At 68.7% G+C, this 13,504-nt stretch carries 14 protein-coding genes; 10 read left to right on the forward strand and 4 right to left on the reverse strand.

Features of this window, described 5'->3' with window-relative positions; all coding sequences use genetic code 11:
* Window positions 1-60 precede the first annotated feature (60 nt).
* Together HRC28_RS20150 and HRC28_RS20155 are read left to right on the forward strand one after the other, a co-directional pair.
* Window positions 61-489 carry a hypothetical protein gene (locus HRC28_RS20150; protein WP_182377173.1) on the forward strand — a complete coding sequence of 143 codons (429 nt, stop codon included), beginning with the start codon at window positions 61-63 and terminating at the stop codon, window positions 487-489.
* Window positions 490-561: 72 nt separating this feature from the next.
* The gene (locus tag HRC28_RS20155; protein ID WP_182377174.1) at window positions 562-1,893 is read left to right on the forward strand and encodes an HNH endonuclease signature motif containing protein; all 1,332 of its coding nucleotides are present in this window, start codon (window positions 562-564) and stop codon (window positions 1,891-1,893) included.
* Window positions 1,894-1,938: 45 nt separating this feature from the next.
* Here the strand turns inward: HRC28_RS20155 and HRC28_RS20160 are convergent, their stop codons facing one another.
* Entirely contained in the window at window positions 1,939-2,364 is a 426-nt protein-coding gene (locus HRC28_RS20160) for a hypothetical protein (protein ID WP_182377175.1), read from the reverse strand.
* Between the two features lie 346 nt (window positions 2,365-2,710).
* Here HRC28_RS20160 and HRC28_RS20165 point away from each other — a divergent pair, with 346 nt between their 5' ends.
* Entirely contained in the window at window positions 2,711-2,884 is a 174-nt protein-coding gene (locus tag HRC28_RS20165) for a hypothetical protein (RefSeq protein WP_182377176.1), read from the forward strand.
* A gap of 21 nt (window positions 2,885-2,905) precedes the next feature.
* On the opposite strand, the gene HRC28_RS20170 is transcribed toward HRC28_RS20165, so the two are convergent.
* Window positions 2,906-3,559: a TetR/AcrR family transcriptional regulator gene (locus tag HRC28_RS20170; RefSeq protein ID WP_182377177.1), complete on the reverse strand. Its 654-nt coding sequence runs from the start codon at window positions 3,557-3,559 to the stop codon at window positions 2,906-2,908.
* Window positions 3,560-3,643: 84 nt separating this feature from the next.
* On the opposite strand from HRC28_RS20170, the gene HRC28_RS20175 reads away from it, so the two are divergent.
* The 3 genes from HRC28_RS20175 to HRC28_RS20185 are packed head-to-tail and all read left to right on the forward strand — an operon-like array spanning window position 3,644 to window position 6,941.
* Window positions 3,644-4,579: a patatin-like phospholipase family protein gene (locus tag HRC28_RS20175; RefSeq protein WP_182377178.1), complete on the forward strand. Its 936-nt coding sequence runs from the start codon at window positions 3,644-3,646 to the stop codon at window positions 4,577-4,579.
* The gene (locus HRC28_RS20180) at window positions 4,576-5,454 is read left to right on the forward strand and encodes an SDR family oxidoreductase (protein ID WP_202033135.1); all 879 of its coding nucleotides are present in this window, start codon (window positions 4,576-4,578) and stop codon (window positions 5,452-5,454) included. The genes HRC28_RS20175 and HRC28_RS20180 overlap by 4 nt, the downstream gene beginning before the upstream one ends.
* Window positions 5,451-6,941, forward strand: coding sequence for an NAD(P)/FAD-dependent oxidoreductase (locus HRC28_RS20185; protein WP_182377179.1), 1,491 nt, complete (start codon window positions 5,451-5,453; stop codon window positions 6,939-6,941). The genes HRC28_RS20180 and HRC28_RS20185 overlap by 4 nt, the downstream gene beginning before the upstream one ends.
* A gap of 6 nt (window positions 6,942-6,947) precedes the next feature.
* Here the strand turns inward: HRC28_RS20185 and zwf are convergent, their stop codons facing one another.
* Together zwf and HRC28_RS20195 are read right to left on the reverse strand one after the other, a co-directional pair.
* Entirely contained in the window at window positions 6,948-8,387 is a 1,440-nt protein-coding gene (zwf, locus tag HRC28_RS20190; RefSeq protein WP_237111581.1) for a glucose-6-phosphate dehydrogenase, read from the reverse strand.
* Window positions 8,388-8,601: 214 nt separating this feature from the next.
* On the reverse strand, window positions 8,602-9,102 hold the full coding sequence (locus tag HRC28_RS20195) for a TetR family transcriptional regulator (protein WP_182377180.1): 501 nt from the start codon (window positions 9,100-9,102) through the stop codon (window positions 8,602-8,604).
* Between the two features lie 72 nt (window positions 9,103-9,174).
* Here HRC28_RS20195 and bioB point away from each other — a divergent pair, with 72 nt between their 5' ends.
* Genes bioB through bioD form a run of 4 tightly spaced genes read left to right on the forward strand, consistent with a single transcriptional unit; the run spans window position 9,175 to window position 13,504 of the window.
* The gene (gene bioB / locus HRC28_RS20200) at window positions 9,175-10,380 is read left to right on the forward strand and encodes a biotin synthase BioB (protein WP_182377181.1); all 1,206 of its coding nucleotides are present in this window, start codon (window positions 9,175-9,177) and stop codon (window positions 10,378-10,380) included.
* A gap of 9 nt (window positions 10,381-10,389) precedes the next feature.
* The gene (locus HRC28_RS20205; protein WP_182377182.1) at window positions 10,390-11,673 is read left to right on the forward strand and encodes an adenosylmethionine--8-amino-7-oxononanoate transaminase; all 1,284 of its coding nucleotides are present in this window, start codon (window positions 10,390-10,392) and stop codon (window positions 11,671-11,673) included.
* A complete protein-coding gene (locus HRC28_RS20210; RefSeq protein ID WP_182377183.1) occupies window positions 11,670-12,797 on the forward strand; it encodes an 8-amino-7-oxononanoate synthase in 1,128 nt (375 codons plus the stop codon). The genes HRC28_RS20205 and HRC28_RS20210 overlap by 4 nt, the downstream gene beginning before the upstream one ends.
* Window positions 12,794-13,504, forward strand: a complete 711-nt coding sequence (gene bioD, locus HRC28_RS20215) for a dethiobiotin synthase (protein WP_182377184.1) — start codon at window positions 12,794-12,796, stop codon at window positions 13,502-13,504. Before HRC28_RS20210 ends, bioD begins: the two co-directional genes overlap by 4 nt.

The raw sequence follows: 13,504 nt of genomic DNA on the forward strand, positions 1-13,504 counted from the left end.
GGCAGCACCGATCCCCCGATCAGGGGGACCTGTCACTGCGGGCGCGGATATCGTCCGGAGGTGACCAACAAGCGCTGGCACTTCGGCCCGACCGTCGCCGTTGCCCTGTGCCTGGGCCTTGCCGTGGGCACCGGGGCGACGATAGGAGTGCAGGCGGTGAGGGCCGAACTCGATTCAGAGGCCTACAGCAAGACCGATCCGGGCGCGGCCATCTGGCAATGCAGCGGTGCCGAGGTTGTCGCCGTCGCCGAACTGGATGACGGGATCGTCCAGGTCCACCTGTCACTGACCGACCACCAGCATCGGGGGTGGGAGTTGATGGAATCCCCCTACTACTCCCGGACCGATCTGGAGCCGCTTGCCGATGGCAGCTACCGACCCCTGCAACTGGCTGACGGCGACACGGACGATGGGCCGAGCCGACTGGTGTCGCTCCGAGTTGCTGGCGGCGACGGCAACTGGTGTAGGGGCACGGTCTCGCTGACCTGACCGTCGGGACCGCCTGTGGACAACTCGGGCCGATCGACTCGAACTGTCGGTGCTCGGTGATCCAATACTCGTATGGCAATCGGGTGCGGGCAGGACGAGGTGGTGGAGATGTCGCCTGCTGCTGTTCTGGCGTTCGCCGAGGCCGAGCACGCGAGGCGTCTGGATGCTGAGCGGAACCTGTTGAAGGCTGCGTATCAGTGGGCGGTCCTGCATCACCCGGACCGGTTGCCACCGGGGGACAAGCGGGGTCGGGAGCGGGCGAAACGCGCTGGTGGTGCGGGGACTCCGTTGATCACTGAGTACGCCGCCGCAGCGTTCGGGGCCCGGATCCAGACCTCGCCGTTCGGTGCGAGGAAGTTGATCGCGGACGCGGTCGACATCGTGCTGCGGTTGCCGCGGATCCAGGGGCTGATCGACACGGGTGAGGCCAGCAGCCGCCACGCCCGCCACGTCGCCGAGGCGACCCGTGAACTGTCGGAGTCCGAGGCGGCGTGGGTCGATGCCGAGGTCGCCGAGTCCTGCGACGGAAGGTTGGCGTGGGCCCGGTTCGAGGCCCTGGTCGAGGGCAAGGTCGCCGCTGCTGCACCTGAGCTGGCGCGGTTGAAGGAAGAAGCTGCCGCGCGTGAGGTGTTCGCGCGGATGTCGCGGGTCAACAAGCACGGCATGGCCACCTACACGGTCCACGGCGACGTCTTCACCATTGCGGGGATCGATGCCGCGGTGAACGCGGTTGCCGATTCAGAGGAGCTGAAGGAGGCGATGCCCGACGCGACCCTCAACGAACGCCGTGTGGCAGCGATCGCACTGCTCGCGAACCCCGCCGCGCACGTCGACCCTGTCGTGGGGCCGGTGAAGGTCAAGGTGAAGGCCTACCTCCACCTGTACGGCGACTCACCCATCGCGAGACTCGAAGGCCACGGCCCCGTGACCACCGACTGGGTGCCACACCAGGTTTCGAGGCTCGCTGGCGCTCGCACCTCAACCAACGTACGCATCACGCCCGTGATCGACTTGAACAACCAGGCCCCGGTCGACGCGTACGAGATCCCCGATCGGATGCGCGAAGCGGTCCATCTGATCCATCCCGGCGACGTGTTCCCCTACGCCGCCAACACCAGCAGACGCATGGACCTCGACCACGCGATCCCGTACTCCGAAGACGGTCAGACCGCCGTGGGGAACCTCGGCCCACTCACAAGAACCCACCACCGGATCAAGACCCATGCGGGTTGGGAAGTGCGACAACCCTTCCCCGGGATCGTCGTGTGGCGAGATCCCTACGGGGCGCACTACCTGGTCGATGCGACCGGCACACGGAGAGTCACCGGCACCCCCGGCGGCCAGTGCCTCACGCCCGCAGAACTCCACTTCACACAGACACTCGTCAACTACCTCGCCGCCTGATGTGCTTCAGGCGCGAGTGCCGTGATGCCCTCGCAGAGATCCCTGTCAGTCGCGCAGGAAGAACCCGACGATGGCGGCGCCGACGGACCACTGCATCGCCGCCGCCATCAGCCCCCGCACCGGCGGAAGGCGATAGTCAAGCGGCCCTTCCTCGCCGCGGGCTCCTGCCGCGGCCTGCAACACGTCCCGCGCAACGAGATCCGTGTGAGTCGGCCACTTTCGCCGGTGCGCCCACGCCGAGTTGCCGAGCCCACCGAAGGAATGCTCCGAGCCGTCGCGGCAGACAAAGACCAAGCCTTCGCGTGCAACAGATTTGGCCTCGACGACTTCCTTGAGAGAGACCCGCCGCACGCGCAGGAACACGAGGAGCAAATCGTCCCGCTCGACCACGATTCGCCAGCGGAACAGGACCACGGGAAGCAAGGACAACAAGGTGACGGCGCCCGTGCCGTAGAGAATGCGCTCCTTCATCGACAGAGCACCTTCGCTGCCTAGCCACAGGGTGCACCCGGCGACAGCAAGGACCAAGGCCACATAGGTGATCCGGGTGCCGGGACTAGGTCGCCACTCGCGGTCACCCGACCTTCGCGCAGCAGCCCCTGACATACCGAGAGTCTAGGCAACCGGGTGGCTCGTCACGGGCTGATCGGCTGGCCTGCCAACTCCCAGGTGCGAGAACACAGATCTCACTTCAGGTCCGGCGCGGCCGATAGCCCTTTCAGAGGCTCTGTCGCCACACCCGCACCGGCGGGACCGACGGCGGCGCACCCCTGACCGCCCGGACGACCAAGTCAATCCCCGAGAGGACCGCTTACTCGTGGCCAACCCCGTCGACTTCCGCAACGAATACGCGCCTGTCCTCCTCGACCGTTTCGGCACGATGGCACTCGACCTCTACCTCGACATCGCCCGGGGCGTGTTCGTGTTCAGGTGGACCGGCCCGGGCAGGGCTGCGGTCGCCGAGTACGCACTACGGGACATGGCGGCCTGAGGCCAGCCCTTCCCGCAGGCGTCATCGGGCCGAGATGCCGTCGTACATGACAGCCCGAATGGCGGCGCTCAACCGGGCCTGGCGTTCGGGTGTCGGGTCACGCAGGGCGGCGAGAACGGAGCCGAGGATCATCCCGTTGATGGCTTGCGCCGTGGGCTCGACGTCGAGGTCGCTGCGCAGGTAGCCGCCCTCGACACCGTGAACGAGATACGCAGCCGTCAGCGGGGTGGTCAGGTCGAAGAGGTCGAGCATCTTCTCGCGCATCGCGTCATCGATGCCCGCTGCCGACAGCAGCAACTGCGGGACGCGGGGGTCCTGGCTGAAGATCCGCGCCAGCCCCTCGCCGATCCGCGCCGACTGCGCACGGTAGTCCTCGAGCGTGTCGACGGCGTCGGGGGCGTTCTCGGCCCCCAGGGTCTCGACGATCCGCTCGATCAGGTCGTTGATGACGTGCTCGACGATGTCGCGCTTGTTCTCGAAGTAGCGGTAGAAGGTGCCGTGGCCGATGCCGATCCGCGCGGCGATGTCGGCGATCCCGGTCGGGTGATAACCCTGCTCGGCGAAGCAGGTGAAGGCGGCGTCGATGATCTCGCGCCGCGTCTGCGCCTTGCGCAACTCGAGCCGCGAAGGCGGACGCACAGCGGTTGATTCGCTGGTCTCCACCTCGGCCGTCATGACGGACATCCTATTGCCTCGCGGCCAATCTGACGATACGTTCCGTAACTGACATTCCATTCCGTTTTGCTTTCAGGGGGTCCGATGGGGCGCGCACTGGTCATTGGTTGCGGAGGCACGCTCGGGTTCGCCTGGACCGCTGAGGTGCTGGCGGAGCTCGAACAACAGGGGTGGGACCCCACGACTGCCGACGTCCTCGTCGGTACGTCGGCGGGTGCCGAACTCGTCGCGATGCTCGGTGCGGGGATCACCGCCGGGGCCATCGCTTCCGAGTCCGATCCGCGCGTGCGTTCGCATCTGCACTCGCCGGGCGCTCCGGGCTCGCTGCCCGGGATGCCTGGCCTGGGTCTTCCCGGACTCGGGATCGCGCGCGCCGCACTGACCGGGAAGGTGGACCCGCTCGCCGGGATCGCCGGCCTGCTGCCCCGCGGCCGCGGAAACGCCGACTGGCTCGTCCGCCTCGGCGACGCCCTCGCTCCCGGCGGCTGGGTCGACCACCCCGACACCTGGCTGATCGCCGCGGACGCCCGCACCGGCCACCGGGTCCCACTCGGCCGCGCCGACTCCCCCGCCACCCGGCTCAGCCAGGCCATCGCGGCCTCCTGGGCGATCCCGGGCTGGTTCCCGCCCGTCGACATCGGCGGCCGTCCGTACCTCGACGGCGGCACCATCTCCCCCACCTCCGCCGACCTGCTCCTCCCTGCCGTCGAGGACGGCCGGATCGACGAGGTCGTCATCGTCGCGCCGATGTCCAACGAAGACGGCGCCCCTGCTCGTGGCCTGCAGCGCCTCGAGCGGGCACTGCGCAAGCCGATGACCCGCCGCGTCGACGACGAAGTCGAGGCGCTTCGCCGCGCAGGTGCCCATGTACGTCGGATCGAACCCACGACCGCGGACCTTGCTGCCATGGGGGCCAACTTCATGGACGGCTCGCGCCGCGACCACGTCCGCGAGGTCGCCCGCGCCCAGGCGCCTGACCTCGTCACCCGTAGCCTCACGACCCCGAAGGTGGCCCGATGAAGCGCGCCGTCCTGAGCCTGTCGAAGGGCCCCACGCATATCGACCTCAAGGACGCCCATGTCGTCGTCACCGGCGGCGCCCGCGGCATCGGCCGCGCGACCGTCGAGGCCTTCCTCGCAAGGGGTGCCCGCGTGTCCTTCGGCGACCTCGACCTCGACGTCGCGAAGGCAACCGCACAGGCGACCGGCGCTTCGGCCCACCTCCTGGACGTGGCCGACGCGTCGTCGTACAACGCCTTCGTGACGGGCGCCGAGGCCGAGTACGGCCCGGTCGACGTCCTGGTCAACAACGCCGGCGTGATGCCCAACGGCGCCTTCCTCGACCAGAGCGTTGCCGTGGACCGACTGACCATGGAGGTCAACGTGTTCGGCGTCCTGAACGGCATGCGCCGGGTGCTGCCCGGCATGACCGAGCGGCGCCGCGGCCACGTCGTCAACGTCGCCTCGCTCGCGGGCAAGTTCCCCATCCCGGGGCTCGCGGTCTACAACGCGAGCAAGTACGCCGTCGTCGGACTGACCGCCGCCACCCGGCTGGAGATGGCGCCGTACGGCGTCACCCTCACCGCCGTCCTCCCCTCGGCCGTCGACACCGACCTCGCGTCGGGCGTCGACATGAAGCCGATCCCGAAGGTCACCCCGGCCCGGATCGCCAGCGCCGTCGTCGACTCCGTCAACAACCGCGCGGCCGAGATCGCGGTGCCCCGTTACGTCGGGGCCCTCTCAGTCGGCAGCCAGCTCGTACCCGTACCGGTCCTCGACCGCATCCGCCGGGTCGTGCGCGACGACCGCGCTTTGCACCCCGATGACACCGCCCGCGCCGCCTACACCGCCCGCCTCGACGCGGCAGCCGCCACCACCGATCGGAGCCACCCGTGAGCACCCACATCCATGACGCTGTCATCGTCGGAGCAGGTTTCGGCGGCATGGGAGCCGCCATCCAGCTTCGCCGGAGCGGGTACGACGACCTGGTGATCCTCGAGCGCGAGGATGACCTCGGCGGCACCTGGCACGTCAACCGCTACCCCGGTCTCGCGGTCGACATCCCGTCGTCGACGTACTCCTACTCGTTCGAACCGAACCCGCACTGGACACGGCTGTTCGCGCCCGGGGCCGAGCTCAAGCAGTACGCCGAGACCGTCGCCGACAAGTACGACCTGCGTCGAATGATGCGTTTCGACACGGTCGTCGAAGGCGCCCACTGGGACGAGGACGACTCGGCATGGTCGGTGTCCATCGAGGGTGGCGAGACGGTTCGGGGACGCTTCCTGTTGACGGCCACCGGCTTCCTCTCCCAGCCGAAGAACCCCGACATCGCCGGCATCAATGACTTCGCTGGTGAGGTCATCCACACCACCCGCTGGAACGACGACATCGACCTCGAGGGCAAGCGGATCGGCATCATCGGCACCGGGGCGACCGCTGTCCAGCTGATCCCCGAGCTGGCGAAGGTCGCCGACCACCTCACCGTCTACCAGCGGACCCCGATCTACGTCAGCCCGAAGATGGACGGCCCGGTCCCCGGCGTCGTCCGGGGCGCGTTCGCGAGGGTGCCGCTGACCCAGAAGGCCACCCGCCTCGTCAGCGCCTCGATCCTCGAGCTGCTGATGGTGGCCGGCGTCCTGCACTTCAAGGACCTGCCGTGGGCCAACCGCATCGGGAAGCAGGTGTGCGAACGTCACCTCAGGAGCCAGGTCAAGGACCGTGAGCTCCGCGCGAAACTGACGCCTGACTACGACTTCGGCTGCAAGCGCCCGACGTTCAGCAACACCTACTTCCCGACGTTCACCCAGCCGCACGTCGACCTGGAGACCACGACGATCGACCATGTCGATGCCGACGGGATCGTCACGGTCGACGGCACCCGCGCGGACCTCGACGTGCTGGTCCTGGCCACCGGGTTCAACCTGTGGGACGTGAACTTCCCGGCGATCGAGATCATCGGGCGTGAGGGACGCAACCTCGGCAAGTGGTGGCGGGACAACCGGTTCAGCGCCTATGAGGGCATCTCGGTGCCGAGCTTCCCCAACTTCTTCTCGCTCAACAGCCCGTACTCCTACTCCGGACTGTCGTACTTCACGACGATCGAGACGCAGATGGCGCACATGGCGCGACTACTGAAGGCGATGAAGAAGCGGGACGCCGACGTGTTCGAGGTCTCCGAGGAAGCCAACCAGGAATTCCTCGACCGGATGACCGGATTGATGGGCAACTCGGTGTTCAACGCCGGCGACTGCTCGACCGCGCGCAGCTACTACTTCAACCAGCACGGCGAGGCCGTGCTGCTGCGGCCGACGTCGACCGTGTCCGCGCACCGCGAAGCAGTCCGGTTCCCGCTGGAGGACTACGCCTTCAGTACGACGTGAGGCCGGTCAACTTCCCAGGGTGTTCGGGTCGCGCCACTGCCGCTCGAACGGCAGGCGCCAGGCGTACGGCGCGATGAGCTGGTGGATCTGGTTCGGTCCCCAACTGCCCTGGCGGTAGGGCCGGACGATCGGCGGGTTGTCGAGCAGCGGCTCGGAGACCTCCCACAACCGTTCGATGCCCTCTGCGGAGGTGAACAGCGTCTGGTCGCCGCGCGCGGCGTCGTAGATCAGGCGCTCGTAGGCCTCCAGGACGGAGCCGGCCCACGTGGTGTCGCCCATCGCGAACTGCATCGAGAGCTTGTCGAGCTTCATCCCCGGCCCGGGGCGCTTGCCGTAGAACGACAGCGACATCTTCGCCTTGTCCGCGAGGTCGAAGGTCAGGTGGTCGGGGCCGTGCTCGCCGACGCCGGAGTTCTTCGGGAACATCGACTTCGGCGGCTCCTTGAAGGCGATGGAGATGATCCGCGCCCCCTCGGCCAGCCGCTTCCCGGTGCGCAAGTAGAACGGAACGCCGGCCCAGCGCCAGTTGTCGATGTAGCACTTGAGCGCGATGAAGGTCTCGGTCTCCGACTCGGGCGCGACGCCCTTGATGTCGCGGTACCCCTGGTACTGACCGCGTACGACGTCCGCCGGGTCGATCGGCAACATCGACCGGAAGACCTTGTTCTTCTCCTCGTTGATCGCGTGCGGCGTGAGCGCCGTCGGCGGCTCGAGCGCGATGAACGCCAGCACCTGGAACAGGTGGGTGACCACCATGTCCTTGTAGGCGCCGGTCGACTCGTAGAAGTTCGCGCGCTGGTCGAGCCCGAGTTCCTCGGGGATGTCGATCTGGATGTGGTCGATGTTGTTGCGGTGCCAGATCGGCTCGAAGAGCCCGTTGGCGAACCGGAACGCGAGGATGTTCTGCGCCGCTTCCTTCCCGAGGAAGTGGTCGATCCGATAGATCTGCGACTCGTCGAACGTCTTGTGCAGCTCCCCGTTGAGCTTCTTCGCACTGGCCAGGTCGACGCCGAACGGCTTCTCCATGATGATCCGGCTGCCACGCACCAGGTCGGCGTCCTCGAGGGTCTTCACCACCGCCAGCGCGGCCTTCGGCGGCACGCTGAGGTAGTGCAACCGGGTGCGATCGCCCGTGGCGCCACCCTCCGCCTTCTCGACGGCGGCGCGCAGTCCCGCGGCCCCCTCGGCGCCCGGCGCCCAGTGCAGGCGCTTGGAGAACTCCGGCCACGCAGCCATGTCCCCGTCAGTACCGGAGAACTCCGTCGATGCCTCATGGGCGAACGCGACGAAGGACTCGGTGGTGTGCTCGTCGAGCGAGGTGCCGACGATCTGCAGGTCCGGAATGAGGCCGGTCTCGAACAGATGGAGGAGCCCGGGCAGGAGCTTGCGCCGCGCCAGGTCGCCCGTCGCGCCGAACAGCACGACCGTCACTGGATTCATCGCCATGTCGTCCATCGTGCCTCCCGGATGTTTCGTGGACCTTAGCCTGCAGCCACCGATTTCCGGCGTAGCGAGCGTCTCCAGTCGGGTGTCCCGGCAAGGCGGAGTGCCGAAGGCGGGCCGGAGGCCCGTCGAGGTGCGACAACGCCGTCCGGGGCGCCCGAATGGGGGCGCGCAGTAGCCGGAGATCGGTGGCTGCAGGCTCAACGCCATCGAACCATCACGCGGGCGAGCTGAGCCGGTGACGCAATCCGTCGAGGACCAGGCCCAGTCCGAGACTGAAGTCGTCGGCGTCGTCGCCCTCGTGGGAGAGGGTCAACCGGACCAACGTCCGCGCCCCGACGCGGGCCAGGTGAGCGTCCGCACCGCCCCGCTCGAGGGCCGCGCGCAGCGGACGTTCGAGCACCTCGGCGTCGTACCGGTGGACCTGGGCAATGAGGGCGGCGCCGTCGCGGTGGCGGCGCATGGCGTCGCGCAGTTCGAAACAGAGCAGGCTCAACTCGGCATCCCACGCGACGATCTCGGCGGGGCGGCGTCCGCGGCGCAGGATTTCGTCGGAGACGGCGGCGTACAGGGCGGCCTTGTTCTCGAAGTGGTGGTAGAGCGCCCCCACCTGGATCCCGAGGTCGGCGGCGAGCTTGCGCATGGAGAGCGCGTCGAGCCCGACGTCGTCGAGGAACGCGATCGCGCGGTCCACGATTTCTCCACGGCGATAGCCCATGTGGCGCCTCCTGTCTTCTTCGCTTATCCTGACTACCTGAACAGTGTTCAACTTATCTTGTCAAGGAGACCCATGAGCGCGCAGTTCGACCAGTTGGCCACCCGGATCCTCGACGGTGGCGCTGCCACCGAGGCTGACGCGCTCGCCGTACTCCAGGCACCCGACTTCGAGTTGATGTCGATCGTCGCCGCCGCCGGCCGCCTGCGCCGCGAGCACTTCGGCAACCGGGTCAAGGTCAACTACCTGGTCAACCTCAAGTCCGGCCTGTGTCCCGAGAACTGCAACTACTGTTCGCAGTCGATCGGTTCGGAAGCGCCGATCCTCAAGTACTCCTGGCTCTCCAAGGATGACGCGATCAAGCAGGCCGGCGCCGGCCTCAAGGGCGGCGCCTCCCGCGTGTGCATGGTCTCGTCGGGCCGTGGCCCCTCGAACCGCGACATCGACAAGGTCGTCGAGATGACCGAGGCCCTCAAGGAGGAGTACGACGGCGTCGAGGTCTGCGCCTGCCTCGGCCTCCTCAAGGACGGCCAGGCCGAGCGCCTCAAGGCCGCCGGTGTCGACGCCTACAACCACAACATCAACACCGCCGAGTCCAACCACGACAACATCGTCCAGACCCACACGTACGACGACCGCGTGGACACCATCGGCAAGGCGAAGTCCGCCGGCCTGTCGCCGTGCTCGGGCCTGATCGCCGGACTGGGCGAGACCGACGAGCAGCTCGTCGAGGCGCTCTTCGCCCTCAAGGAGCTCGGCTCGGACTCCATCCCGGTGAACTTCCTGATGCCCTTCGACGGCACCCCGTACGAGAACACCTGGGAGCTCTCCCCCACGCGCTGCGTGAAGATCCTCGCCATGGCGCGCTTCGTGTGCCCGGACAAGGAGATCCGCATCGCCGGTGGCCGCGAGATGCACCTGCGCACCCTGCAGGCGACCGCATTGCACGTCGCCAACTCGATCTTCCTCGGCGACTACCTGACCTCCGAAGGCCAGGACGCCAAGTCGGACCTGGAGATGATGCGCGACAACGGCTTCGTCATCCTCGGCCAGGAGAACGCCTTCAACGACGGCACGTTCGACGACGTCTTCAACGCACCTTCCTCCGCTGCTGCGGCGCACGCGGTGGCGACCACGCCGTGTGGTTCGGCCACGACCGGATGCGGTTCGAGCTGCGGTGGCTGCGCGGCCGGGCTCTCGGACACCGCTGTCGTCGAGGACGACCACAAGCCGGTGATCCGCCAGCGCGGCGCCGGCACCGAGGTTCCGGCGAACGCCTGAGTCGCCCGCATGACTGCCCTGGCCGCCACCGAAACCCTCGCGTTCGATCGCGAGCACCTGTGGCATCCCTACACGTCGATGACCGAGCCGACGCCGGTGCGCCTGGTGACGGAGGCGTCCGGTGCGGTGCTCACGGTCGACGGTCGCGAGGTCGTCGACGGGATGTCGTCGTGGTGGTCGGCGATCCACGGCTACCGGCACCCGGTGCTCGACGCTGCGGTCGTCGACCAGATCGGCTCGTTCTCGCACGTGATGTTCGGCGGGCTCACCCACGAGCCGGCCGTCGAACTCGGCAAGCGCCTCGTCTCGATCACTCCCGAACCGCTGCAGCGAGTGTTCCTCGCCGACTCCGGATCGGTCTCCGTCGAGGTCGCGATGAAGATGGTGCTGCAGTACCAGCGGGGCGTCGGGCGCCCCGACCGCACGCGGATGCTGACCGTCCTCGGCGGCTATCACGGCGACACCTTCGACTGCATGAGCGTCACCGACCCGGTCGGCGGCATGCACTCGATGTGGGCCGGCCTGCTGCCGCAGCAGGTGTTCGCACCCCAGCCGCCTGCAGCCGACGCCACCGAGGCCGAGATCGCTGCCTGGGCAACGACGCTGCGTCACATCGCTGACCAGCACCACCACGAACTGGCCGGGATCATCGTCGAACCGCTGCTGCAAGGCGCGGGCGGCATGCACCCCTACCCGGCCGCCTGCCTGCAGGTGTTCCGCGAGATCGCCGACGAGCACGGCCTGGTGCTGGTGTTCGACGAGATCGCCACCGGCTTCGGCCGCACCGGTCATCTGTTCGTCAGCGAACTGGTCACCCCCGACATCCTCTGCGTCGGCAAGGCGCTGACCGGCGGCTACCTGACCCTTGCCGCCGTCCTCACCACCGACGAGGTCGCGCGCGGCATCTCTGCCAGTGAGTCCGGTGTCGTCATGCACGGCCCCACGTTCATGGGCAATCCGCTCGCCTGCGCGGTTGCCACCGCGTCGATCGACCTGTTGTTGTCGCAGGACTGGGCGGGCACGGTCGAGCGAATCGGAACCCGCCTCGCCGCAGGCCTCGAGCCGCTGCGGGCGTTGCCGGGCGTGGTCGACGTACGCACCATCGGCGCGGTCGGAGTGGTCCAGCTCGACCACCCCGTCGACGTCGCGGCGGCGACCGACGCCGCGATCGAGGCGGGCGTGTGGCTGCGGCCCTTCCGCGACCTCGTCTACGCCATGCCGCCGTACGTCACCAGCGACGAGGAACTCGATCTCCTCATCGCCGGAATCGGAGCGGCGGTGCGTGCCGGATGAGCAAGTGGAGTGAATGGCTCGACGCCGAGGCGACGAGCCGCGAGGACGCGGGGCTGACCCGCCGGCTGCGCGCGCGGGCCTTCGACGACGCAACCATCGACCTCGCCGGCAACGACTACCTCGGTCTCGCCCGCGACCCCGCGGTCTGCCGCGCCGCAGCCGACGCCGCCCTGACCTGGGGCTCCGGCGCGAGCGCCTCGCGACTCGTGACCGGCACCCTGGCGGTGCACGCCGAACTCGAAGCCGAGTTGGCCGCCTATCTCGAACAGCCGGCTGCGCTGGTGTTCTCGACCGGGTATCACACCAACCTCGCTGTTGTCACCGCGCTGGCCGACCGGACCACGCGAGTCATCTCTGACGCCCACATCCACGCCTCGCTCGTCGACGCCGTGCGGCTGTCGCGCGCGCAGTTGACGGTCGTGCCGCACAGCGACGTCGACGCCGTCCGCATCGCCCTGATTGCGGCCGAGGCGGCCGGCGAGCGGGCGATGGTGCTCGTCGAGTCGGTCTACTCCGTGCTCGGCGACGCCGCTCCGCTGGGCGAACTCGCCGCCCTGTGCGAGCTGTACGACGCCCTCCTCATCGCCGACGAAGCGCACGGCGTGGGCGTGCACGGGCCGGGACTCGTCGCCACGCTCGGACTCGCCGGACTCCCCCACGTCCTGGTCACCGCGACGCTGTCGAAGTCGCTGGGCAGTCAGGGCGGCGCGGTCCTCGGCTCCGCGGCGGTGCGCGAGCACCTGGTCAACCGGGCGCGTCCCTTCATCTTCGACACCGGCCTGGCTCCCGCGCCGACCGCCGGTGCGCTGGCCGCACTTCGGGAGATCGTCGCGCGCCCTGAACTGGGTCAGACCGTGCGGACCCGCGTTGCCGACCTGGCCGATGCCCTGGGTGTGGTCGCTCCGACCGGCGCCGTGCTGTCGGTCCCGATGTCCTCACCGCAGGCCGCTGTCGCCGCCCAGGCCGCCGCCCTGGAAGCCGGCCTGCGCGTCGGCTGCTTCCGTCCGCCGTCGGTCCCGGACGGGATCTCCCGGTTGCGGATCACGGCCAGCGCCGGCATCCCCGAGGAGGACTGGGCGCGCGCCGTCGCGACCCTGGTCGCCCTCGTGAAGGAACACCAGTGACCCGAGTCGTCGTCGTCACCGGCACCGACACGGGAGTCGGCAAGACGGTCGCAACGGCCGCACTCGCAGCACGCGAGGCCGCGGCCGGACAGCGCGTGCTCGTCGTGAAGCCGGTGCAGACCGGGGTCGGCGGCACGGACCCGGATCCCCATGACACGGACACCGTCGCTGCGCTGAGCGGTGTGGAGGTGCTGGAGTTCGTCGCACTCGACGAGCCGCTCGCGCCCGACACCGCCGCCCGACGCCAGGGCGTGGCCATTCCGACCGTGCGCGAGCACGTTCTGCGCATTCGCGAGCTCCTGCCGTCGTACGACGTCGTGCTGGTCGAGGGCGCTGGCGGGCTCCTGGTCCGTATCGATGCCGAGGGCGGCACCTTGCTCGACATCGCGCGCGACCTGACCTTCGCCCTGCGCCGCCGTACCGGCGACGTCGTCTCATCGCCCGTCGAGGTGTTCGTCGTGTGCCGGGCCGGTCTCGGCACCCTCAACCACACCGAGCTGACCGTCACCGCGCTGCGCGCCTGTCAGGTCGAGCCGGCCGGTCTCGTCATCGGATCGTGGCCGGACGCCCCCGCGCTGGCCGAGGAGTGCAACCGCACCGACCTCTCCCGCATCACCGGCGTCCCCGTGGTTGCCGTGATCCCCGAGAACTCCGGCTCCCTCCCCCAGTCGGCCTTCCTGGCCGCCGCGCCGTCCTGGTTCGCCTGA

It is taken from the genome of Nocardioides sp. WS12 (assembly GCF_014108865.1).
Lineage (GTDB): Bacteria > Actinomycetota > Actinomycetes > Propionibacteriales > Nocardioidaceae > Nocardioides.

What these genes read in the sequence shown, in the direction of transcription:
- HRC28_RS20155 (WP_182377174.1), top strand. Translation starts at nt 562, where the DNA reads ATGGCAATCGGGTGCGGGCAGGACGAGGTGGTGGAGATGTCGCCTGCT.
- HRC28_RS20160 (WP_182377175.1), bottom strand. Translation starts at nt 2,364, where the DNA reads ATGAAGGAGCGCATTCTCTACGGCACGGGCGCCGTCACCTTGTTGTCC.
- HRC28_RS20170 (WP_182377177.1), bottom strand. Translation starts at nt 3,559, where the DNA reads ATGACGGCCGAGGTGGAGACCAGCGAATCAACCGCTGTGCGTCCGCCT.
- HRC28_RS20175 (WP_182377178.1), top strand. Translation starts at nt 3,644, where the DNA reads ATGGGGCGCGCACTGGTCATTGGTTGCGGAGGCACGCTCGGGTTCGCC.
- HRC28_RS20180 (WP_202033135.1), top strand. Translation starts at nt 4,576, where the DNA reads ATGAAGCGCGCCGTCCTGAGCCTGTCGAAGGGCCCCACGCATATCGAC.
- zwf (WP_237111581.1), bottom strand. Translation starts at nt 8,387, where the DNA reads ATGGCGATGAATCCAGTGACGGTCGTGCTGTTCGGCGCGACGGGCGAC.
- HRC28_RS20195 (WP_182377180.1), bottom strand. Translation starts at nt 9,102, where the DNA reads ATGGGCTATCGCCGTGGAGAAATCGTGGACCGCGCGATCGCGTTCCTC.
- bioB (WP_182377181.1), top strand. Translation starts at nt 9,175, where the DNA reads ATGAGCGCGCAGTTCGACCAGTTGGCCACCCGGATCCTCGACGGTGGC.
- HRC28_RS20205 (WP_182377182.1), top strand. Translation starts at nt 10,390, where the DNA reads ATGACTGCCCTGGCCGCCACCGAAACCCTCGCGTTCGATCGCGAGCAC.
- HRC28_RS20210 (WP_182377183.1), top strand. Translation starts at nt 11,670, where the DNA reads ATGAGCAAGTGGAGTGAATGGCTCGACGCCGAGGCGACGAGCCGCGAG.